Origin of the sequence: Polynucleobacter sp. HIN6 (genome assembly GCF_030297575.1) — a bacterium.
Lineage (GTDB): Bacteria > Pseudomonadota > Gammaproteobacteria > Burkholderiales > Burkholderiaceae > Polynucleobacter.
In genome coordinates, this window is record NZ_AP028137.1 from 47,999 (window position 1) to 67,848 (window position 19,850).

Genomic DNA, 19,850 nt, shown 5'->3' on the forward strand with positions numbered 1-19,850 from the left:
AGAGGAAAAAGTGGCACGTAAAACCCCCATTGAGCGCTATCGAAATATTGGTATCTCTGCACACATCGATGCTGGCAAAACAACCACAACCGAGCGCGTGTTGTTTTATACCGGCGTAAATCACAAAATCGGCGAAGTTCATGATGGCGCTGCCACGATGGACTGGATGGAGCAAGAGCAAGAGCGAGGGATTACCATCACCTCAGCTGCTACCACCGCTTTCTGGAAAGGTATGGCTGGTAATTATCCAGAGCATCGCATCAACATCATTGATACACCAGGACACGTTGACTTCACGATTGAAGTGGAGCGCTCAATGCGTGTATTGGATGGTGCTTGCATGGTTTACTGTGCGGTGGGCGGTGTTCAGCCACAGTCTGAGACCGTTTGGCGCCAAGCAAATAAATACAAAGTGCCACGTTTAGCCTTTGTGAACAAAATGGATCGGACCGGTGCTAACTTCTTTAAGGTCTACGACCAGATGAGATCGCGCCTAAAGGCAAACCCGATTCCAATTCAGGTTCCAATTGGTGCCGAGGAAAACTTCCAGGGCGTGATTGACTTAATCAAGATGAAAGCCATCATTTGGGATGATGCTTCTCAGGGAACTAAGTTTGAGTACGGTGATATCCCTGCTGAATTGAAAGAAATCGCTGAAGAGTGGCGCGAGAAAATGCTTGAGGCTGCGGCTGAGAGCTCTGAGGAAATGATGGACAAGTACCTTGGCGGCGAAACTCTGACAGAGGAAGACATCAAGAAGGCACTCCGTCAACGGACCATCGCTGGTGAAATCGTTCCCATGCTTTGTGGCAGCGCTTTCAAAAATAAAGGCGTCCAAGCAATGTTGGATGCGGTTGTTGATTTCTTGCCCTCACCCGTTGATATTCCTCCGGTCAAAGGCGAAAAAGAAGACGGTAGTGAAACCAGTCGTAAAGCCAGTGATGATGAAAAGTTCTCGGCACTCGCATTTAAGATCATGACCGATCCATTTGTGGGCCAATTGATTTTCTTCCGCGTCTACTCTGGCGTTGTGAATTCTGGTGACACGATTTATAACCCCATCAAGGGCAAAAAAGAGCGTATCGGTCGTCTATTGCAGATGCATGCCAATCAGCGCGAAGAAATTAAAGAAGTTCGTGCTGGCGACATTGCAGCAGCGGTTGGTTTGAAAGAAGCCACCACCGGTGAAACTCTTTGCGACCCAGATAATATTTTGATCTTAGAGCGCATGGTGTTCCCAGAGCCCGTGATCTCTCAGGCCGTTGAGCCAAAAACGAAGGCTGACCAAGAGAAGATGGGCTTAGCGCTCAATCGCCTTGCACAAGAAGATCCATCATTCCGCGTGAAGACCGATGAAGAATCTGGTCAGACGATTATTTCTGGAATGGGCGAGCTACACCTTGAGATTATTGTTGATCGCATGAAGCGCGAGTTCGGCGTTGAGGCAACGGTTGGTAAACCACAAGTTGCTTATCGTGAAACCATTCGTAAAGTTTGCGACGAAATCGAAGGCAAGTTTGTTAAGCAATCTGGTGGCCGTGGTCAATATGGTCATGTGGTATTGAAACTTGAGCCACAAGACCCAGGTAAGGGCTTTGAGTTTGTTGATGCGATCAAGGGTGGAGTTGTTCCTCGTGAATACATTCCTGCGGTTGAAAAGGGTATCGTGGAGACGCTCAATGCCGGAGTCCTTGCTGGCTACCCAGTGGTTGACGTAAAGGCAACCCTGTTCTTTGGTTCCTATCACGATGTTGACTCGAATGAGAATGCATTCAAAATGGCGGCGTCGATGGCATTCAAAGACGGTATGCGTAAAGCAAGCCCAGTTCTGCTTGAGCCAATGATGGCGGTAGAAGTTGAAACGCCAGAAGATTTCATGGGTAATGTGATGGGTGATTTATCTTCTCGTCGCGGCATCATGCAAGGCATGGATGATATCCCTGGTGGTGGCAAGATTGTGCGCGCTGAGGTTCCCCTTGCAGAAATGTTTGGATATTCAACCGGCTTGCGCTCACTAACCCAAGGTCGCGCGACCTACACCATGGAATTTAAGCATTATTCAGAAGCACCGAAGAACGTGGCTGATGCTGTGATTGCAGCAAAAGCAAAGTAAATTTTTGAACATTGATTAGCTAAATAAAAGGCACCCAAAATGGCAAAAGAAAAATTTGAACGGACTAAACCCCATGTGAACGTTGGCACCATTGGTCACGTCGACCACGGTAAGACCACGCTAACCGCGGCAATCACCACCGTGCTCTCCAAGCTCTTTGGTGGCGAAGCAAAAGCCTACGATCAGATCGATGCGGCCCCTGAAGAGAAGGCCCGTGGTATTACGATTAATACCGCCCACGTCGAGTACGAGACCAAGAACCGTCACTACGCGCACGTCGATTGCCCAGGTCACGCCGACTATGTGAAGAACATGATTACTGGTGCTGCCCAGATGGACGGCGCTATTTTGGTGGTCTCGGCAGCCGATGGCCCCATGCCCCAAACCCGTGAGCACATCCTCTTGGCCCGCCAAGTAGGCGTGCCTTACATCATCGTGTTTATGAACAAATGCGATATGGTCGACGACGCTGAACTCTTAGAGCTCGTGGAGATGGAAGTGCGTGAGCTGCTCTCCAAGTATGAGTTCCCAGGCGACGATACCCCCATTGTCAAGGGCTCTGCCAAGCTCGCCTTAGAAGGCGACAAGGGTGAGTTGGGCGAAGGCGCCATCATGAAGCTTGCTGAAGCTTTAGATAGCTATATCCCCAATCCTGAGCGTGCGATTGATGGCGCATTCTTGATGCCAGTCGAAGACGTGTTCTCGATCTCTGGTCGTGGCACGGTGGTGACCGGTCGTGTTGAGCGCGGCATTATTAAAGTCGGTGAAGAGATTGAGATCGTCGGTATTAAGCCCACCCTCAAAACCACCTGCACTGGCGTAGAGATGTTCCGTAAACTGCTCGATCAAGGTCAAGCAGGTGATAACGTCGGTATCCTCTTGCGCGGCACCAAGCGCGAGGAAGTCGAGCGTGGCCAAGTATTAGCTAAGCCCGGCTCGATTACCCCCCACACCCACTTTACTGCTGAGGTTTATGTGTTGTCCAAAGATGAGGGCGGTCGTCACACCCCCTTCTTTAACAACTACCGCCCTCAGTTTTACTTCCGTACCACCGATGTCACCGGCTCAATTGAGTTGCCTAAGGACAAAGAGATGGTGATGCCTGGCGATAACGTCACCATCACCGTAAAGCTTATTGCCCCCATCGCGATGGAAGAGGGCTTGCGCTTTGCAATCCGTGAAGGCGGTCGTACCGTCGGTGCGGGTGTGGTTGCGAAGATTTTGGCTTAATTGTTTTGCACGATTGGGAATATTTGTGCTGCAGATATTCCCTTGTTCTTTAGTTGGATGATTAACGCGGCAGCACCGCACTGCTCTTTGGAATAAATATGCAAAACCAGAAAATTAGAATTCGTTTGAAAGCGTTTGATTATCGATTGATCGATCAATCTGCTGCTGAGATTGTAGATACTGCAAAGCGCACTGGCGCTGTTGTCAAGGGCCCAATTCCTTTGCCAACCCGTATTGAGCGTTTTGATTTGTTGCGCTCGCCCCATGTGAACAAGACTTCACGCGATCAAATGGAGATCCGCACCCATCTACGTTTGATGGACATTGTGGATCCAACTGAGAAAACGGTGGACGCCCTGATGAAGCTGGATTTACCTGCCGGCGTCGATGTTGAAATCAAGTTGCAGTAAGGTAGATTGCGCAAAAGTTTGTTAGTTTTGCCTTTTTAGGCTAGAATTGAAGGCTTTTCGTAGTTTTGAAAAGCCAGGTTTGTAGTACATAAATTGTAAGTGCTTGTTTTATATAAACATTTTTATTTAAAACAGGTTAAATTAAATTTCCGCTGACCAATCGAAGTCAGCATTGGAGTAAGAATATGAGCTTAGGCTTGATCGGCCGTAAGGTCGGCATGACCCGTCTGTTTACGGATGAAGGGGAGGCTATCCCTGTCACCGTGATTGATGTGAGCGATAACCGGGTTGCTCAAGTGAAAACCCAGGCAACGGATGGCTATGATGCTGTTCAGTTAGCTCACGGAACACGCCGCGCTAGCCGCGTAACCAAGGCGATGGCTGGACACTTTGCAAAAGCAGGTGTGATGGCTGGCAATGCCTTAAATGAATTCCATGTTGATGCTGAAAAATTGGCCGAGATGAAGCCTGGTCAAGTCGTTGGCGTTGATGTTTTTGCTGCCGGTCAAAAGGTGGATGTGCAAGGTGTAACGATTGGTAAGGGCTACGCTGGAACAATTAAGCGCTATCACTTTGCGTCTGGTCGTGCGAGTCATGGTAATTCCCGTTCACACAATGTTCCAGGCTCTATTGGTATGGCGCAAGATCCAGGCCGTGTTTTTCCTGGTAAGCGTATGACCGGTCATTTGGGTGATGTAACCCGTACCGTTCAAAATCTGGTGATTGCTCGCATTGATGCGGAGCGCAATCTCATTATGGTCAAGGGCGCTATTCCCGGCGCTCCTGGTGGAAAAGTACTTGTTACTCCAGCTGTTAAAGCTGTAGCTAAGAAATAAGGAGAGGACATGGAACTGAAACTTCTCCAAGACAACGGCCAGCTAGGTGCTGGTGTACAAGCTTCACCCGAAGTATTTGAGCGTGAGTACAACGAAGCACTTGTTCATCAGATCGTGGTTGCGTATCAAGCAAATGCACGTAGTGGTAATCGCGCACAAAAAGATCGTGAGCAAGTAAAGCACAGCACAAAAAAACCATGGCGCCAAAAAGGTACCGGCCGTGCTCGTGCTGGTATGAGCTCTTCGCCATTGTGGCGTGGAGGCGGTCGGATATTCCCGAACTCTCCAGAAGAAAATTTTTCGCACAAGGTCAATAAGAAAATGTATCGCGCTGGTATGCGCTCGATCCTTTCTCAGTTGGCACGCGAAGGTCGTTTAAATGTGGTCGACCAATTTAATTTGGATGCGCCCAAGACCAAGTTGTTGGCTGAGAAAGTCAAGGGTATGGGTCTTGAGTCGGTATTAATTATTTTGGATGAGGTTAGCGAGAATCTTTATCTTGCATCGCGCAATTTGCACAAAGTTGCTGTGGTTGAACCTCAGCATGCAGACCCCTTGTCATTAGTTCAGTTTCAAAAAGTATTGGTGAGCAAAGCAGCGATCGCCAAGATGGAGGAGTTGCTGAAATGAGCCAAACACGTAAAAACGATCATCGTCTCATGCAAATTTTGCTTGGACCCATTGTTTCTGAAAAAGCAACGATGGTAGCCGAAAAGAATGAGCAAGTGATTTTCCAAGTTGCGCGTGACGCAAACAAGCTTGATGTGAAGCAAGCTGTTGAATTGCTTTTCAAAGTTCAAGTCGAGTCTGTGCAAATCGTCAACCAAAAAGGTAAACCAAAGCGCTTTGGCCGATTTGAGGGTCGACGCGATCACGCTAAGAAGGCTTATGTCAATCTGAAGCCTGGCCAAGAAATTAACTTTGAAGCGGAGGCAAATTAATTATGCCGCTCATGAAAACTAAACCGACCTCACCAGGTCGTCGTTCAATGGTCAAGGTGGTTAATCCTGATCTGCATAAAGGCAAACCTTTTGCAGGATTGGTTGAGCCACAGTTCCAAAAAGCTGGTCGTAACAATAATGGTCACATTACGACACGTCACAAGGGAGGTGGCCATAAGCATCACTACCGCGTGGTTGACTTCAAGCGCAACGATAAAGATGGCATTACCGCTAAGGTTGAGCGCCTAGAATACGATCCAAATCGTAGTGCAAATATTGCTCTTCTCGTTTTTGCTGATGGTGAACGTCGCTACATCATTGCTTCTAAGGGAATGACAGTTGGACAGCAAGTGATGAATGGTGCCGAGGCTCCCATCAAAGCAGGAAATAATTTACCGATTCGCAATATTCCAATTGGTAGCACGATCCATTGTGTTGAGATGTTGCCTGGAAAGGGTGCGCAAATCGCTCGCTCTGCTGGTAGCTCAGCAGTATTGTTGGCCCGCGAAGGTGTGTATGGCCAGGTTCGTTTGCGCTCGGGTGAGGTACGTCGTATTTTGATCGATTGTCGTGCCACCATTGGCGAAGTTGGCAATGAAGAGCATAGCTTGCGTCAGATTGGTAAAGCAGGTGCAACCCGTTGGCGTGGTATTCGTCCAACAGTTCGCGGTGTAGCCATGAACCCAATCGACCACCCACATGGTGGTGGCGAAGGACGAACTGGCGAGGGCCGTGTGCCTGTCTCTCCATGGGGAACCCCAACGAAGGGCTATCGTACCCGTCGCAATAAACGTACAACGACCATGATTGTTCAGCGTCGTCAAAAGCGTTAATGGATAAGGAATAGATAAATGACTCGTTCTGCGAAAAAAGGCCCTTTCTGCGATGCCAGCCTTGTGAAAAAGGTTGAGACTGCTCAGGCCAATAAAGATAAGAAGCCAATTAAGACATGGTCACGTCGTTCGACCATTCTTCCTGACTTCATTGGATTAACAATTGCTGTTCACAACGGTAAGCAGCACGTTCCAGTCTATGTTTCTGAAAACATGGTTGGACACAAGCTTGGTGAGTTTGCTTTGACGCGTACGTTCAAGGGACACTCTGCCGACAAGAAAGTAGTGAAGAAGTAAGGGGATGATGATGGAAGTTAAAGCTATTCACCGCGGCGCACGAATTTCTGCACAAAAAACACGTTTAGTGGCAGATCAAATTCGTGGCTTGCCGATTTCTCGTGCTATGAACATTTTGAATTTCAGCCCCAAAAAAGCTGCTTTCATCATGAAGAAGGTGGTTGAATCCGCCATCGCCAATGCCGAACACAATAAAGGTGCCGACATTGATGAGCTCAAAGTGTCCGCTGTGATTGTTGATAAAGCAACATCATTAAAGCGTTTTACTGCTCGGGCCAAGGGCCGCGGTAATCGTATCGAGAAACAAAGTTGTCACATTAGCGTGACCCTGAGTAATTAAGGAAAGACATGGGCCAAAAAATTAATCCAAATGGATTTCGTCTATCGGTAAGCCGTAACTGGACATCCCGTTGGTATGCCAATAGCAATGATTTTGCCAACATGCTCAAAGAGGATGTTGAGGTTCGCAATTATTTGAAGAAGAAGCTGAAGAATGCTTCTGTTAGCAAGGTTTTAATTGAGCGCCCTGCTAAGAACGCACGAATTACCATTTTTAGTTCGCGTCCTGGCGTTGTAATTGGTAAGAAGGGTGAGGACATTGAAGTTCTCCGTAAAGAATTACAAAAGCGGATGGGCGTACCTGTTCATGTCAATATTGAAGAGATTCGCAAGCCCGAAGTGGATGCCCAGTTGATTGCAGACTCAATCACTCAACAGCTTGAAAAGCGCATTATGTTCCGTCGTGCCATGAAGCGTGCAATGCAAAGTGCAATGCGTCTTGGAGCTCAAGGCATCAAGATTATGTCCTCTGGCCGTTTGAACGGTGCTGAAATTGCGCGCCGCGAATGGTATCGCGAGGGTCGCGTTCCACTCCATACTTTGAAGGCGGATATTGATTACGCTACATCTGAGGCGGAAACAACTTATGGAATCATTGGCGTTAAAGTTTGGGTTTATAAGGGCGACACCTTAGGTCGTGGTGCAGACGCCCAATTGACCCAAAATGCGGCACCAGAAGCCCCAGTTGCTGAAGAGAAAAAACCACGTCGTGCACAAGCAAAGACTGTGCGACGTGCAGCCGGCGCTGATGTCTCAGCGAAGCCCGGTGAAGAGAAGCCAGCGGTGAAGCCCACTGTAAAGCGGGTTCGTAAAGCTGCAGCTAGCACAGAAACGAAGAAGGCAGGAGAGTAAGCATGCTGCAACCAAAGCGTCGCAAATATCGTAAAGAACAAAAGGGTCGCAACACCGGTGTTGCAACACGTGGCAGTTCGGTTGCCTTCGGAGACTTTGGATTGAAGGCGGTTGGCCGCGGTCGTTTAACGGCCCGTCAAATTGAATCTGCACGTCGCGCCATGACGCGTCATATTAAGCGTGGCGGACGAATTTGGATTCGTATTTTCCCAGACAAGCCCATTTCTCAAAAGCCTGCTGAAGTTCGTATGGGTAACGGAAAAGGTAACCCAGAATATTATGTAGCCGAGATTCAGCCAGGCAAGGTTTTGTATGAGATGGACGGTGTTGATGAAACTCTTGCAAGAGAGGCATTCCGTCTAGCCGCATCCAAGTTGCCTATTCAAACCACGTTTGTGATTCGTCAAATCGGCGCTTAATCAGGAATCCATCATGAAAAGCAAAGAACTGCAAAGCAAAGATTTAGGTGCTCTTAACCAAGAGCTCTCTGAGTTACTAAAAACCCATTTCAAGCTGCGTATGCAAAAAGCAACTCAGCAACTCCAAAATACCAGTCAATTGGGACAGGTTAAGCGTGATATTGCTCGCGTTAAAACCTTTATCACCCAAAAGACTATTCAGAAATAATTAGGATCGAGATATGACAGAAATCTCCAAACCCTTGCGCCGCACCTTGGTTGGTCGTGTTGTTAGCGACAAAATGCAAAAAACTGTGACTGTTCAAGTTGAGCGCCAAGTGAAGCACCCTGTAATTGGTAAATACGTTGGTAAATCAAAAAAGTATCACGCACATGATGAGACCAATCAATACAAGATGGGCGACACCGTGGAAATTACGGAAGGCAAGCCAATGGCCAAAACAAAGGCCTGGGTGGTGACCCGCTTGGTTGAGGCCTCCAAGGGAATTTAACTTGAAATTTTGACAAGAGATTGTCAAAACAGAGTTTTTTGTAGTAGAATCAAAAGCTTTCCGTAATTAAAAATACTAAATGACGGAAACATAAAGTTTTATTAAGTTGTTGATTGATAAGTAATTTTTATTAAATCCGAGCTATTTTGCAGCAATGCGAAAGGCTCATAGACGGAACCAAGACTGACGCCATTGGCGTACAAGTTGGGGATTAGACAAAATGATTCAGACTGAAAGCAGGTTGCAAGTCGCCGATAACACTGGCGCGAGCGAAGTTTTGTGCATCAAGGTATTGGGCGGCTCAAAGCGCCGTTATGCCAATATTGGTGACGTGATTAAGGTTAGCGTGAAAGCTGCCGCTCCTCGTGGTCGTGTAAAAAAGGGTGATATTTACAACGCCGTGGTTGTTCGTACCGCAAAAGGCGTTCGTCGTCCCGACGGCTCCTTAATTAAATTTGATGAAAACGCTGCTGTTTTGCTAAATGCAAAGCTTGAGCCAATTGGCACCCGTATTTTTGGACCAGTTACACGTGAGCTCCGTACAGAGCGTTTCATGAAGATCGTTTCGCTTGCCCCAGAAGTTATTTAAAGAGGTCACTATGAAAAAGATTCGTAAAGGCGACTCCGTGATTGTTCTTACTGGGCGTGATAAAGGTAAAAAAGGAACGGTCACCGGAATTCTTGAAAACAAATTTGTGGTTGAGGGCGTCAATATTTACAAAAAGAATGTAAAGCCCAATCCTAATGATGGAACTACTGGTGGAACTGTTGATAAGACGATGCCAATCGCTGCTTCTAATATTGCATTGGTTGATGCGAACGGCAAACCATCGCGTGTTGGCATTAAGTTAGTTGATGGCAAAAAAGTGCGTTACTTAAAAACCACTGGCGCGACGCTTAGCGCTTAAGGTTCGGAGAAATTATGAGCACCCGTTTACAAGAACATTACAAAAATACAGTCATTGCAAACTTGATGCAGCAGTTTGGCTATAAGTCTGTGATGGAAGTTCCACGCATTACCAAAATTACCCTTAATATGGGTTTAGGTGAAGCTGTCAGTGATAAAAAAGTGATTGAGCATGCTGTTGGTGATTTAACCAAAGTTGCTGGTCAAAAGCCCGTTGTTACCAAGGCACGCAAAGCGATTGCTGGATTTAAGATTCGTCAAGGCTATCCTATCGGTGCGATGGTAACGCTGCGCGGCACTCGCATGTATGAGTTCTTAGATCGTTTTATTACGGTTTCTTTGCCACGCGTGCGCGATTTCCGTGGAATCTCCGGTAAAGCGTTTGATGGCCGTGGCAACTACAACATTGGCATTAAAGAACAAATTATTTTCCCTGAAATTGAGTACGACAAGATTGATGCATTACGTGGTCTCAATATCAGCATTACGACCACCGCTAAAACCGATGAGGAAGCCAAAGCATTGTTAGCGGCGTTTAAATTTCCATTTCGCAATTAAGAGGCAAACGTGGCAAAACTATCTTTAATTGAGCGTGAGAAAAAACGCGCTAAGTTGGTTGCAAAATTCACGCATAAGCGCGCTGAGCTCAAGTCGATCATTAACGACACAAGCCGCAGTGACGAGGAGCGTTATGAGGCCCGTTTGAAGCTGCAGTCATTGCCGCGCAATGCGAGCCCTATTCGCCAACGTAATCGTTGTTCATTAACCGGTCGTCCACGTGGCACCTTCCGCAAATTTGGTTTGGCGCGCGGCAAGATCCGTGAGATTGCTTTCCGTGGCGAGATCCCCGGTTTAACCAAGGCCAGCTGGTAAGCGGCGAACGAATTTAGGAGAACCCATGAGTATTAGTGATCCAATCGCCGATATGTTGACCAGAATTCGCAACGCGCAAGCGGTGCAGAAAACTTTGGTTACCATGCCGTCGTCAAAATTAAAAGTAGCGATTGCCAAGGTCTTGAAAGACGAAGGCTATATCGATAGTTTTGAAATCACCGGTGAAGCAGCTAAGCCAGTATTGAAGATTGATCTGAAATACTACGCTGGCCGTCCTGTGATTGAACGAATTGAGCGAGTTTCAACCCCTAGCTTGCGTATCTACAAAGGACGCCATGACATTCCTGAGGTCATGAATGGCTTGGGCGTTGCCATTATTTCAACACCGCAAGGTTTGATGACCGATCGCAAAGCGCGCGCATCTGGCGTTGGCGGTGAAGTCATTTGCTACGTGGCTTAAGGAGAGAACAATGTCTCGAGTTGGTAAATCTCCCATTACGGTGCCAAAAGGTGCTGAGATCAGTATTGCAAACGCGTTATTAACCGTGAAAGGCCCATTGGGGACCCTCACACATACCTTACATCCTAGTGTTGGCCTTGAGCATAAAGATGGTGTTATCACGGTTGCCATTAAAGATAATTCCCCAGAAGCTAATGCATTGTCTGGAACGACTCGTGCATTAGTTAACAACATGGTCGTTGGTGTGACCCAGGGATTTGAGCGCAAGCTGAGCCTTGTTGGAGTGGGCTATCGTGCACAGGCACAAGGCAATTCCTTGAAATTGCAATTGGGCTTTTCGCATGAAATCAACTATCCACTACCCACTGGCGTGAAAGCGGAAACCCCTTCGCAAACCGAAATCATTATTAAGGGTGCCAATAAGCAACAAGTTGGTCAAGTTGCTGCGGAAGTTCGTGCCTATCGTTCCCCAGAACCATATAAGGGTAAAGGCGTGCGCTATGTTGACGAAGTGGTTCACCTCAAAGAAACCAAGAAGAAGTAATTAAGTACAGCTGAGATTCGATATGAATAAAAACGAAACAAGACAACGACGTGCGCGTCAAACCCGTATCAAGATTGCTGAGTTATTGGCTCATCGCTTGACAGTGATTCGAAGCAATTGCCACATCTCTGCTCAGATCTATAGCCCATGCGGTAGCAAGGTGGTTGCCGCGGCCTCGACCATGGAAAAGGATTTGCGTACTTCGGTAAAAAATGGCGGCAATAGCCAAGCAGCACAAGCGATTGGCAAATTAATCGCCGAACGTGCAAAAAGGGCTGGCGTTGAGGCCGTCGCATTTGATCGTGCTGGACATCGTTATCACGGCCGTATTAAGGCCCTTGCTGAAGCTGCGCGTGAAGCCGGCTTGAAGTTCTAAGAAACGGTTTAGGAAAAAATTATGGCAAAAATGCAAACCAAAATTCAGTCAGAAGAGCGCGATGACGGTCTACGCGAGAAGATGATTGCTGTTAATCGCGTAACCAAAGTAGTGAAGGGCGGCCGTATTCTTGGCTTTGCTGCCTTGACGGTCGTTGGTGATGGTGATGGACGAATTGGAATGGGCAAAGGTAAATCGAAGGAAGTTCCAGTTGCCGTTCAAAAAGCAATGGACGAAGCACGTCGCAAAATGATTAAGGTCCCTCTTCGTAAGGGCACATTGCAGCATTCTGTGATTGGTCAGCATGGCGCGTCGCGCGTTCTGATTTCTCCTGCAAAAGAAGGTACCGGCGTGATCGCAGGTGGTCCAATGCGCGCGATCTTTGATGTGATGGGCGTAACCAACGTAGTTGCTAAATCGATTGGTTCAACCAATCCTTACAACATGGTACGTGCCACTTTGGACGGTTTGAGCAAGATGAGTACGCCAGCAGAAATTGCTGCAAAGCGCGGAAAGTCGGTTGAAGAAATTTTGGGTTAATCGCCTGTAATCGAAAGTAAAAGATGGCAAATACACAATCAAATTCAAAGGTCAAACTTCAGCTCGTGCGCAGCTTGATCGGTACGCGCGAGAGTCACCGTGCGACGGTTCGTGGTTTGGGCCTTGGTCGCCTCAACTCAGTTTCAGAGTTACAAGATACCCCGGCGGTCCGGGGAATGATTAATAAGGTTTCATACCTTGTGAAAGTGATCGGGTGAAGCAATGCAATTAAATACGATTAAACCCGCTGAAGGTGCTAAGCGCCCACGTCGCCGTGTCGGCCGCGGGATTGGTTCCGGTCTTGGTAAGACCGCTGGTCGTGGTCACAAAGGCCAAAAGTCGCGTTCCGGCGGTTTTCATAAAGTTGGTTTTGAAGGCGGTCAAATGCCCATGTATCGTCGCCTACCCAAGCGCGGCTTTATCTCTTTAACACGTCGTTTTATTGGTCAAGTAACTCTTGCTGATTTAGAGCGCATTGGTTTAGCTGAAGTTGATCTGGTTGCCTTGAAACAGCACGGTCTTGCTGGTGAGCAAACCAATGCTGTCAAAGTCATTAAGACCGGTGAAATCAAGCGCGCAGTTACCTTAAAAGGATTGACTGCAAGTGCTGGTGCAAAAGCTGCCATTGAGGCTGCTGGTGGCAAGGTGCTCGCTGAGGTTTAAAGCAATCTATGGCGCTCGGTTCCTCTAACGTCTCTAGTTTGACACCATCTGGAAACAAGTATGGCGACTTACGTCGCCGCTTGATTTTCTTGGTATTGGCGTTGGTTGTCTTCCGTATTGGCGCTCATATTCCAGTCCCTGGTATTGATCCTGATCAGTTATCAAAACTGTTTAGTGAACAAAAGGACGGTATTTTGGGAATGTTCAATTTGTTTTCAGGCGGTGCTTTGTCTCGCTTCACGGTGTTTGCTTTGGGTATCATGCCCTATATCTCGGCATCGATCATCATGCAGTTGATGACCATTGTGATTCCTTCGCTCGAGGCGATGAAGAAGGAAGGTCAAGCTGGTCAACGCAAGATTACCCAATACACCCGCTATGCAACGGTCTTTTTGGCAACTTTCCAAGCGATTGGAATTTCCGTTGCGCTTGAGTCTCAGCCAGGCCTTGTTGTTGATCCTGGCTTGATGTTTCAGTTCAATACCGTTGTAACGCTTGTTACGGGCACGATGTTTTTAATGTGGCTCGGTGAGCAAATTACTGAACGCGGCTTGGGTAATGGTATTTCCATCATTATTTTTGCCGGGATTGTTTCTGGCCTGCCAAGCGCATTGGCTAGTCTTTTAGAGTTGGTTCGCACTGGCTCCATGAGCATTCTTTCAGCAATTTTTATCGTAGTGATTGTTATTGCAGTTACTTACTTTGTTGTCTTCGTAGAGCGTGGTCAGCGCCGTATTCTGGTGAACTACGCCAAACGTCAGGTGGGTAATAAGATTTACGGCGGTCAGTCTTCTCATCTGCCTTTAAAGCTCAATATGGCTGGTGTGATTCCTCCCATTTTTGCTTCATCGATTATTTTGTTCCCGGCCACTATTGCCGGCTGGTTTACAGCAGGCGAACCAACCAATATGGTGAGTCGTATTGTGAAAGATTTGGCGGCAACTTTAGCTCCTGGGCAGCCGGTTTACATCATTTTGTACGCCACTGCCATTATTTTCTTCTGCTTTTTCTATACCGCTTTGGTTTTTAACAGCCGCGATACGGCCGACAACTTGAAAAAGAGCGGTGCATTTGTTCCAGGTATTCGTCCGGGCGATCAGACGGCGCGCTACATCGACAAAATTCTTGTTCGTTTAACTTTGGCTGGCGCAATTTATATGGTTTTAGTGTGCTTATTGCCCGAGTTTTTGGTTTTGAAATACAACGTTCCTTTCTACTTTGGCGGGACATCGTTGTTAATTATTGTTGTGGTTGCGATGGACTTTATGGCTCAGGTGCAATCATTTGTGATGCAACAGCAGTACGGCTCTCTGATGAAGAAGGCCAACTTTAAGATGGGACCCACTCTCTAAGATGCCTAAAGACGATGTAATTCAGATGGCAGGGGAAATTGTTGAAAACCTCCCCAATGCCATGTTTAGGGTGAAGTTAGAGAATGGGCATGTAGTTTTAGGTCATATTTCTGGGAAGATGCGGATGCATTACATCCGAATCCTGCCAGGAGACAAGGTAACTGTGGAAATGACCCCATACGATTTAACGCGCGCAAGAATTATCTTCCGTGCGAAGTAAGGATTATTAAAGAGGTGAATGATGAAAGTATTGGCATCCGTTAAATGTATTTGCCGCAATTGCAAAATCATCAAGCGTAAGCGCGTGGTGCGTGTGATCTGCTCGTCCGATCCACGTCATAAGCAGCGTCAAGGTTAATTCGGTTAAGTAGAGGAATTTATATGGCACGTATCGCTGGGGTAAATATCCCAAATCATCAACATACTGTGATTGGTTTAACCGCCATTTACGGTATTGGCAAAGCACAAGCTCTTAAGATCTGTGAGAACACGGGTGTTGCAATCGATAAGAAAGTGAAAGATCTTACCGATGCTGAGCTCGAGAAGCTGCGTGATGAAGTGGGTAAGCGCACCACAGAGGGTGATTTGCGTCGTGAAGTCACCATGAACATTAAACGTTTAATGGACTTGGCTTGCTATCGCGGTATTCGTCATCGCAAGGGTTTACCGGTGCGCGGCCAGAGAACGAAGACCAATGCCCGTACCCGTAAAGGCCCCCGTAAGGCCGGCGTTGCACTAAAGAAATAATTAGGAACTGATATGGCAAAAGCACAACAAACCGCCGCAAATGCAAGTGCACAACGCGCTCGTAAGAAGGTTAAAAAGAACGTCGCCGATGGTATCGCACACGTGCATGCATCGTTTAATAACACCATTGTGACCATTACCGACCGTCAAGGAAACGCCTTGTCGTGGGCAACATCAGGCGGTCAAGGATTTAAGGGTTCACGTAAGTCAACGCCATTTGCAGCTCAGGTTGCTGCTGAAGTGGCTGGTAAGGCAGCAATTGAGTGTGGGATTAAGAATTTAGAAGTTCAGATTAAGGGCCCGGGTCCTGGTCGCGAGTCTGCGGTTCGTGCATTGAACTCGTTAGGGATCAAGATTGTTGAGATCCAGGACGTGACTCCGGTTCCTCACAATGGTTGCCGCCCTCCAAAGCGTCGCCGTATCTAATTTTTGCAGTACCAAGCCGCTGGCTTTGCCAGCAATTGTTTAATAAGCCCACCGTTCGTTGGTAGTTACAGCGAACTCACCTCGGTAACCATCGAGGCATAGAAAGGAAGAAATCGTGGCACGTTATTTAGGCCCTAAAGCCAAACTATCTCGTCGGGAAGGTACCGACTTATTTTTAAAGAGCGCACGCCGTGCTTTATCGGACAAGTGCAAACTAGACAGCAAACCAGGACAGCACGGTCGCACCTCAGGTGCTCGTACTTCTGACTTCGGTAATCAGTTGCGTGAAAAGCAAAAGGTGAAGCGGATTTATGGCGTGCTCGAGCGTCAATTCCGTCGCTATTTTGCTGAAGCTGAGCGCCGTAAAGGTAATACTGGTGAGACCTTATTGCAACTGCTTGAGTCCCGTTTAGATAATGTGGTTTATCGCATGGGTTTTGGCTCAACTCGCGCTGAAGCGCGTCAGTTGGTATCGCATGCAGCAATTACGGTAAATGGCCAAGTGGTCAATATTCCGTCCATGCAGGTTCGTCCTGGCGATGTCATTGCAATTCGTGAGAAGGCAAAGAAGCAAACTCGTATTCAAGAAGCACTAAATCTTGCTTCGCAAGTTGGTTCAATTAATTGGGTCAGCGTTGATGCAAGCAAGCTCGAGGGAACGTTTAAACAAGTACCAGATCGCGATGAAATCAGTGGTGATATCAACGAAAGTTTGATCGTCGAATTGTATTCACGCTAATACTGCACCTCTTAAGGAAAAGATATCTATGCAAACAAATTTGCTTAAACCAAAAATCATTTCTGTTGAAGCACTCGGTGCGAATCAGGCTAAGGTTGTGATGGAGCCATTTGAGCGTGGCTATGGCCACACGCTTGGTAATGCATTACGTCGTGTTTTGTTGTCTTCCATGGTTGGCTTTGCTCCAACCGAAGTAGCGATTGCAGGCGTTGTTCACGAGTATTCCACCTTGGATGGCGTTCAGGAAGATGTTGTTAACCTGCTCCTCAACCTAAAGGGCGTTGTCTTTAAATTGCAATCTCGTGATGAGGTGACGATCAATTTGCGTAAAGAAGGTCCTGGCGTTGTTTACGCTAAGGACATTGATCTTCCCCATGATGTTGAAATCATTAATCCAGAGCATGTCATTGCACATTTAGCAGCTGGCGGTAAGCTCGATATGCAGATCAAGGTTGAAAAGGGTCGTGGATACGTACCAGGCAATATGCGTCAGTATCAAGATGAAGCGACTAAGCTAATCGGCCGTATTGTGTTGGATGCATCATTTAGCCCAATTAATCGTGTTAGCTATGCGGTTGAGTCTGCTCGTGTTGAGCAACGTACTGATTTAGATCGTTTAGTGATGACCATTGAAACCAATGGCGTGATCTCTCCTGAAGAGTCGATTCGTCAAGCGGCGAGTATTTTGGTTGACCAGTTGGTCGTGTTTGCCGCCTTAGAGAGCAGCCAAGTGAGCGGTGAGTTGGCTCCAAGTCGCTCAACCATGGTTGATCCGTTGTTGATGAGACCGGTTGATGATTTAGAGTTGACCGTTCGTTCTGCAAACTGCCTAAAGGCTGAGAACATTTACTACATCGGTGATTTGATTCAGCGTACTGAAAATGAATTACTCAAGACGCCTAATTTGGGCCGTAAGTCTTTGAATGAAATCAAGGACGTATTGGCAGCCCGCGGTTTAAGTCTTGGGATGAAGCTCGACAGCTGGCCTCCAGCGACTCTCGGGCAATAATTAGAAAGGAAGCATCATGCGTCATGGTAATGGCTTACGCAAACTAAATCGCACCTCATCGCATCGTTTGGCGATGTTGCGCAATATGTCCAACTCACTGATCGAGCACGAAGTTATTAAGACAACCCTGCCAAAGGCAAAAGAATTGCGGATGGTGGTTGAGCCTTTGATTACTTTGGGTAAGAAAGATAATTTAGCGAACCGCCGTTTGGCATTCAATCGTCTGCGCGATCGTGAAATGGTAAGCAAATTATTTACTGAGCTCGGCCCACGTTATGCAACTCGACCAGGTGGTTATCTCCGTATTCTGAAATTTGGTTTTCGGCACGGTGACAATGCCCCAATGGCACTGGTTGAGTTGGTTGACCGCCCTGAAGTTGAAGAGGCGCCTCAACAAGAACCTGCAGCAGCATAAATTAGCATCGGGTATAGTTAAAGCCAGGCTTCGGTCTGGCTTTTTCATTTAACCCACTGCTTGAGCCATCTTTTGTATGGATTCGATACTGATCGTAACCACGACTTTGCCCACGATGGATGCGGCTAGATTACTAGGTCAGCAATTAATCGATGAGCGTTTTGCAGCCTGTGTACAAATTCAGGAGGGCGTGCAATCGATCTATCGATGGGATGGAAAGGTTTGCAATGACACGGAAGTTCTATTAAGTGCTAAAACAGCAACAACTCAATGGAAAGGCATTGAGGCATTTATTAGGGCCAACCACCCTTATCAGTTGCCAGAGATCATTGCTTTAAAACCAGCTGAATATTCCCAGGCATATGGGCGCTGGGTAAATGAGGAGACAAAGTCATGAAGAGAATTCAGTATGGCTTGGTTCAACTCTTACTGTTTCTACTATCGAGTGTCGCATTCCTTGGTTCAGTAGATGCCAAGGAATTTCTACCTCCCGAAAAGGCATTTATTGTGGAGGCGACATGGATTGCCAATGCCAATGAAATTGCCATTGAGTATCGACCGGTTTCGGGTTATTACATTTACCGGGAGTCTTTAGCCTATCGGCTGTTCATCAATGACAAGCCAAGCGCTCCCAAGAGCATTCAAATTCCTAAAGGGGTTGAAAAGTTTGATGAGACCTTTGGGAAAAAAATGGAGATTTTTCCAAAACCATTCGAAGTTCTTATTGGGTTGCCAGAATCTCCACAAAGCGGTATTCGCCTAGAGATTGATTTGCAGGGTTGTGCTGACGGTGGCATTTGTTATCCACCCATGACCTATCAATACTTCATAGCAGCTCCAGGCGTTCGAGTGGCGCCCATCCCTGAAGGTGATGCAGCGCCAATCCGTACTATCGCCACAAACTCAACACCATTTAGCCTCACGGATTTATGGAGTGGGCGCGATGATGTCATATCAATTAAAAGCTATTTAGAGAATGCCAAACCGTTTTATCTATTGATCGGATTCTTTATTCTTGGGATTGCGCTTGCCTTTACGCCTTGCGTATTACCCATGCTCCCGATTTTGAGCAGTATTGTTTTGGGTCGCCAAGATGGCAGCCCAATTAGCAAGACCCGATCGGCTTATCTTGCTTTGGCCTACATTTTGGGCATGGCCTTGTTATATGCGCTAGCGGGGGTTTTAACAGCGGCATTAGGAAGCGGCGTACAGCGCGCCCTTCAAAGTCCCATTGCCCTCATTTTGTTTGCTCTCCTTTTATTATTTTTGGCTGGCAGCTTATTTGGTTTATACGAGCTAAAGATGCCCCAAGGATGGCAAACCAAAGTCGATCAATTGGCCGGGCGACAAAAGGGCGGAAGTATTGTCGGGGCTTTTAGCCTTGGCGCAATTTCAACGCTGGTTGCAAGCCCTTGTATTACAGCACCCTTAGCCAGTGTTTTAGGGTTTGTGGCACAAACCGGATCGATGGCGCTTGGTGGGGGCTTACTATTTGTGCTGGCCTTAGGGATGGGATTGCCCTTATTGCTCATCGCATTGGGCGCTAGAAGTTTTTTGCCGCAAACGGGCGCTTGGATGATGTGGTTACAGCGCGCTCTTGGGCTAGTGTTGGTTGCTTTAGCTATTTGGATTGTGTGGCCAGCAATTTCCGTCGTAACTGGTAACCAAACTCAAACAAGTACTCGTACTGAAAAACGAATTTCTCCAGATTTGGTATTTCAGGTTGTGCGATCGAGTGAAGAGCTCGAGCGAATTATGCAAAAGGCTAAGGCCGACAATAAACCCGTCATGCTCGATTACTACGCTGATTGGTGTATTTCTTGTAAAGAGATGGAAGCCATTACTTTTACCAATGCAGAGGTTGGAAAGGCGATGAGTCGTTTCGTACTAATACAAGCCGATGTCACCATCAACAATCCACAAACGCAAGCGCTACTGAAGCAATTTGGTTTGTACGGTCCACCTGCAATTTTGTTCTTCAATGGTGCTGGTGAAGAACAAAAATCGTTACGGGTGGTGGGTTTTATGACTCCCAGTCGTTTTCTAGAGCGCCTGCAAGAGTTAGGAGCAAAATAAT

At 47.1% G+C, this 19,850-nt stretch carries 33 protein-coding genes; all 33 read left to right on the forward strand.

All coding sequences use genetic code 11. From position 1 onward, the window contains the following. Nucleotides 1-10: 10 nt before the first annotated feature. The 33 genes from fusA (at nucleotide 11) to dsbD (ending at nucleotide 19,849) form a co-directional block, all read left to right on the forward strand. Nucleotides 11-2,113 carry an elongation factor G gene (fusA, locus tag QUE66_RS00250; RefSeq protein ID WP_286223773.1) on the forward strand — a complete coding sequence of 701 codons (2,103 nt, stop codon included), beginning with the start codon at nucleotides 11-13 and terminating at the stop codon, nucleotides 2,111-2,113. Nucleotides 2,114-2,152: 39 nt separating this feature from the next. Further along, nucleotides 2,153-3,343 carry an elongation factor Tu gene (gene tuf / locus QUE66_RS00255; protein ID WP_286223765.1) on the forward strand — a complete coding sequence of 397 codons (1,191 nt, stop codon included), beginning with the start codon at nucleotides 2,153-2,155 and terminating at the stop codon, nucleotides 3,341-3,343. 98 nt (nucleotides 3,344-3,441) lie between these two features. Further along, nucleotides 3,442-3,753, forward strand: coding sequence for a 30S ribosomal protein S10 (gene rpsJ, locus QUE66_RS00260; RefSeq protein ID WP_108507581.1), 312 nt, complete (start codon nucleotides 3,442-3,444; stop codon nucleotides 3,751-3,753). 185 nt (nucleotides 3,754-3,938) lie between these two features. Continuing rightward, nucleotides 3,939-4,589 carry a 50S ribosomal protein L3 gene (gene rplC / locus QUE66_RS00265; RefSeq protein WP_286223774.1) on the forward strand — a complete coding sequence of 217 codons (651 nt, stop codon included), beginning with the start codon at nucleotides 3,939-3,941 and terminating at the stop codon, nucleotides 4,587-4,589. Between the two features lie 9 nt (nucleotides 4,590-4,598). Continuing rightward, nucleotides 4,599-5,219, forward strand: coding sequence for a 50S ribosomal protein L4 (gene rplD / locus QUE66_RS00270; RefSeq protein ID WP_108507583.1), 621 nt, complete (start codon nucleotides 4,599-4,601; stop codon nucleotides 5,217-5,219). Next, nucleotides 5,216-5,530: a 50S ribosomal protein L23 gene (gene rplW / locus QUE66_RS00275; protein WP_108507584.1), complete on the forward strand. Its 315-nt coding sequence runs from the start codon at nucleotides 5,216-5,218 to the stop codon at nucleotides 5,528-5,530. The genes rplD and rplW overlap by 4 nt, the downstream gene beginning before the upstream one ends. Before the next feature lie 2 nt (nucleotides 5,531-5,532). Then, on the forward strand, nucleotides 5,533-6,363 hold the full coding sequence (rplB, locus tag QUE66_RS00280; protein WP_286223775.1) for a 50S ribosomal protein L2: 831 nt from the start codon (nucleotides 5,533-5,535) through the stop codon (nucleotides 6,361-6,363). 18 nt (nucleotides 6,364-6,381) lie between these two features. Then, on the forward strand, nucleotides 6,382-6,660 hold the full coding sequence (gene rpsS / locus QUE66_RS00285; RefSeq protein ID WP_108507586.1) for a 30S ribosomal protein S19: 279 nt from the start codon (nucleotides 6,382-6,384) through the stop codon (nucleotides 6,658-6,660). Nucleotides 6,661-6,667: 7 nt separating this feature from the next. Next, entirely contained in the window at nucleotides 6,668-7,000 is a 333-nt protein-coding gene (gene rplV / locus QUE66_RS00290; RefSeq protein WP_199908528.1) for a 50S ribosomal protein L22, read from the forward strand. Between the two features lie 8 nt (nucleotides 7,001-7,008). After that, nucleotides 7,009-7,851, forward strand: a complete 843-nt coding sequence (rpsC, locus tag QUE66_RS00295) for a 30S ribosomal protein S3 (protein ID WP_286223776.1) — start codon at nucleotides 7,009-7,011, stop codon at nucleotides 7,849-7,851. 2 nt (nucleotides 7,852-7,853) lie between these two features. Continuing rightward, a complete protein-coding gene (rplP, locus tag QUE66_RS00300; protein WP_108507588.1) occupies nucleotides 7,854-8,270 on the forward strand; it encodes a 50S ribosomal protein L16 in 417 nt (138 codons plus the stop codon). 13 nt (nucleotides 8,271-8,283) lie between these two features. Continuing rightward, a complete protein-coding gene (rpmC, locus tag QUE66_RS00305; RefSeq protein WP_108507589.1) occupies nucleotides 8,284-8,478 on the forward strand; it encodes a 50S ribosomal protein L29 in 195 nt (64 codons plus the stop codon). A gap of 13 nt (nucleotides 8,479-8,491) precedes the next feature. Then, nucleotides 8,492-8,761, forward strand: a complete 270-nt coding sequence (gene rpsQ, locus QUE66_RS00310) for a 30S ribosomal protein S17 (RefSeq protein ID WP_108507590.1) — start codon at nucleotides 8,492-8,494, stop codon at nucleotides 8,759-8,761. Nucleotides 8,762-8,981: 220 nt separating this feature from the next. Beyond that, nucleotides 8,982-9,350 carry a 50S ribosomal protein L14 gene (gene rplN / locus QUE66_RS00315; RefSeq protein WP_108507591.1) on the forward strand — a complete coding sequence of 123 codons (369 nt, stop codon included), beginning with the start codon at nucleotides 8,982-8,984 and terminating at the stop codon, nucleotides 9,348-9,350. Nucleotides 9,351-9,360: 10 nt separating this feature from the next. Continuing rightward, nucleotides 9,361-9,669, forward strand: coding sequence for a 50S ribosomal protein L24 (gene rplX, locus QUE66_RS00320; protein WP_286223777.1), 309 nt, complete (start codon nucleotides 9,361-9,363; stop codon nucleotides 9,667-9,669). 14 nt (nucleotides 9,670-9,683) lie between these two features. Next, the gene (gene rplE, locus QUE66_RS00325) at nucleotides 9,684-10,226 is read left to right on the forward strand and encodes a 50S ribosomal protein L5 (RefSeq protein WP_286223778.1); all 543 of its coding nucleotides are present in this window, start codon (nucleotides 9,684-9,686) and stop codon (nucleotides 10,224-10,226) included. Between the two features lie 9 nt (nucleotides 10,227-10,235). Next, entirely contained in the window at nucleotides 10,236-10,541 is a 306-nt protein-coding gene (gene rpsN, locus QUE66_RS00330; protein WP_108507594.1) for a 30S ribosomal protein S14, read from the forward strand. Nucleotides 10,542-10,566: 25 nt separating this feature from the next. After that, nucleotides 10,567-10,962: a 30S ribosomal protein S8 gene (gene rpsH, locus QUE66_RS00335; protein ID WP_108507595.1), complete on the forward strand. Its 396-nt coding sequence runs from the start codon at nucleotides 10,567-10,569 to the stop codon at nucleotides 10,960-10,962. A 10-nt stretch (nucleotides 10,963-10,972) separates the two neighbouring features. Then, a complete protein-coding gene (rplF, locus tag QUE66_RS00340; protein ID WP_286223779.1) occupies nucleotides 10,973-11,506 on the forward strand; it encodes a 50S ribosomal protein L6 in 534 nt (177 codons plus the stop codon). 22 nt (nucleotides 11,507-11,528) lie between these two features. Continuing rightward, entirely contained in the window at nucleotides 11,529-11,882 is a 354-nt protein-coding gene (gene rplR, locus QUE66_RS00345) for a 50S ribosomal protein L18 (protein ID WP_286223780.1), read from the forward strand. A 21-nt stretch (nucleotides 11,883-11,903) separates the two neighbouring features. Then, nucleotides 11,904-12,422: a 30S ribosomal protein S5 gene (gene rpsE / locus QUE66_RS00350; protein ID WP_108507598.1), complete on the forward strand. Its 519-nt coding sequence runs from the start codon at nucleotides 11,904-11,906 to the stop codon at nucleotides 12,420-12,422. A gap of 23 nt (nucleotides 12,423-12,445) precedes the next feature. Next, a complete protein-coding gene (gene rpmD, locus QUE66_RS00355) occupies nucleotides 12,446-12,640 on the forward strand; it encodes a 50S ribosomal protein L30 (RefSeq protein ID WP_108509267.1) in 195 nt (64 codons plus the stop codon). Between the two features lie 4 nt (nucleotides 12,641-12,644). Further along, the gene (gene rplO, locus QUE66_RS00360) at nucleotides 12,645-13,085 is read left to right on the forward strand and encodes a 50S ribosomal protein L15 (protein ID WP_286223781.1); all 441 of its coding nucleotides are present in this window, start codon (nucleotides 12,645-12,647) and stop codon (nucleotides 13,083-13,085) included. Between the two features lie 8 nt (nucleotides 13,086-13,093). After that, complete coding sequence (secY, locus tag QUE66_RS00365) at nucleotides 13,094-14,437, forward strand: preprotein translocase subunit SecY (RefSeq protein WP_286223782.1); 1,344 nt, start codon at nucleotides 13,094-13,096, stop codon at nucleotides 14,435-14,437. A 1-nt stretch (nucleotide 14,438) separates the two neighbouring features. Continuing rightward, nucleotides 14,439-14,657, forward strand: coding sequence for a translation initiation factor IF-1 (gene infA / locus QUE66_RS00370; RefSeq protein ID WP_108507601.1), 219 nt, complete (start codon nucleotides 14,439-14,441; stop codon nucleotides 14,655-14,657). A 21-nt stretch (nucleotides 14,658-14,678) separates the two neighbouring features. Then, nucleotides 14,679-14,795 (forward strand): 50S ribosomal protein L36, encoded by a 117-nt coding sequence (gene rpmJ, locus QUE66_RS00375; RefSeq protein ID WP_096673338.1) that lies wholly within the window; start codon nucleotides 14,679-14,681, stop codon nucleotides 14,793-14,795. A gap of 23 nt (nucleotides 14,796-14,818) precedes the next feature. Then, a complete protein-coding gene (gene rpsM, locus QUE66_RS00380) occupies nucleotides 14,819-15,184 on the forward strand; it encodes a 30S ribosomal protein S13 (RefSeq protein ID WP_108507602.1) in 366 nt (121 codons plus the stop codon). A 12-nt stretch (nucleotides 15,185-15,196) separates the two neighbouring features. Further along, nucleotides 15,197-15,610: a 30S ribosomal protein S11 gene (rpsK, locus tag QUE66_RS00385; RefSeq protein WP_108507603.1), complete on the forward strand. Its 414-nt coding sequence runs from the start codon at nucleotides 15,197-15,199 to the stop codon at nucleotides 15,608-15,610. Nucleotides 15,611-15,725: 115 nt separating this feature from the next. Further along, complete coding sequence (gene rpsD / locus QUE66_RS00390) at nucleotides 15,726-16,349, forward strand: 30S ribosomal protein S4 (protein ID WP_108507604.1); 624 nt, start codon at nucleotides 15,726-15,728, stop codon at nucleotides 16,347-16,349. Between the two features lie 28 nt (nucleotides 16,350-16,377). After that, complete coding sequence (locus QUE66_RS00395) at nucleotides 16,378-17,358, forward strand: DNA-directed RNA polymerase subunit alpha (protein ID WP_286223783.1); 981 nt, start codon at nucleotides 16,378-16,380, stop codon at nucleotides 17,356-17,358. A gap of 16 nt (nucleotides 17,359-17,374) precedes the next feature. Then, nucleotides 17,375-17,773, forward strand: a complete 399-nt coding sequence (gene rplQ / locus QUE66_RS00400) for a 50S ribosomal protein L17 (protein ID WP_108507606.1) — start codon at nucleotides 17,375-17,377, stop codon at nucleotides 17,771-17,773. Between the two features lie 76 nt (nucleotides 17,774-17,849). Further along, a complete protein-coding gene (cutA, locus tag QUE66_RS00405) occupies nucleotides 17,850-18,170 on the forward strand; it encodes a divalent-cation tolerance protein CutA (protein WP_286223784.1) in 321 nt (106 codons plus the stop codon). Then, nucleotides 18,167-19,849: a protein-disulfide reductase DsbD gene (dsbD, locus tag QUE66_RS00410; RefSeq protein ID WP_286223785.1), complete on the forward strand. Its 1,683-nt coding sequence runs from the start codon at nucleotides 18,167-18,169 to the stop codon at nucleotides 19,847-19,849. Before cutA ends, dsbD begins: the two co-directional genes overlap by 4 nt. The last annotated feature ends 1 nt before the right edge of the window (nucleotide 19,850 follow it).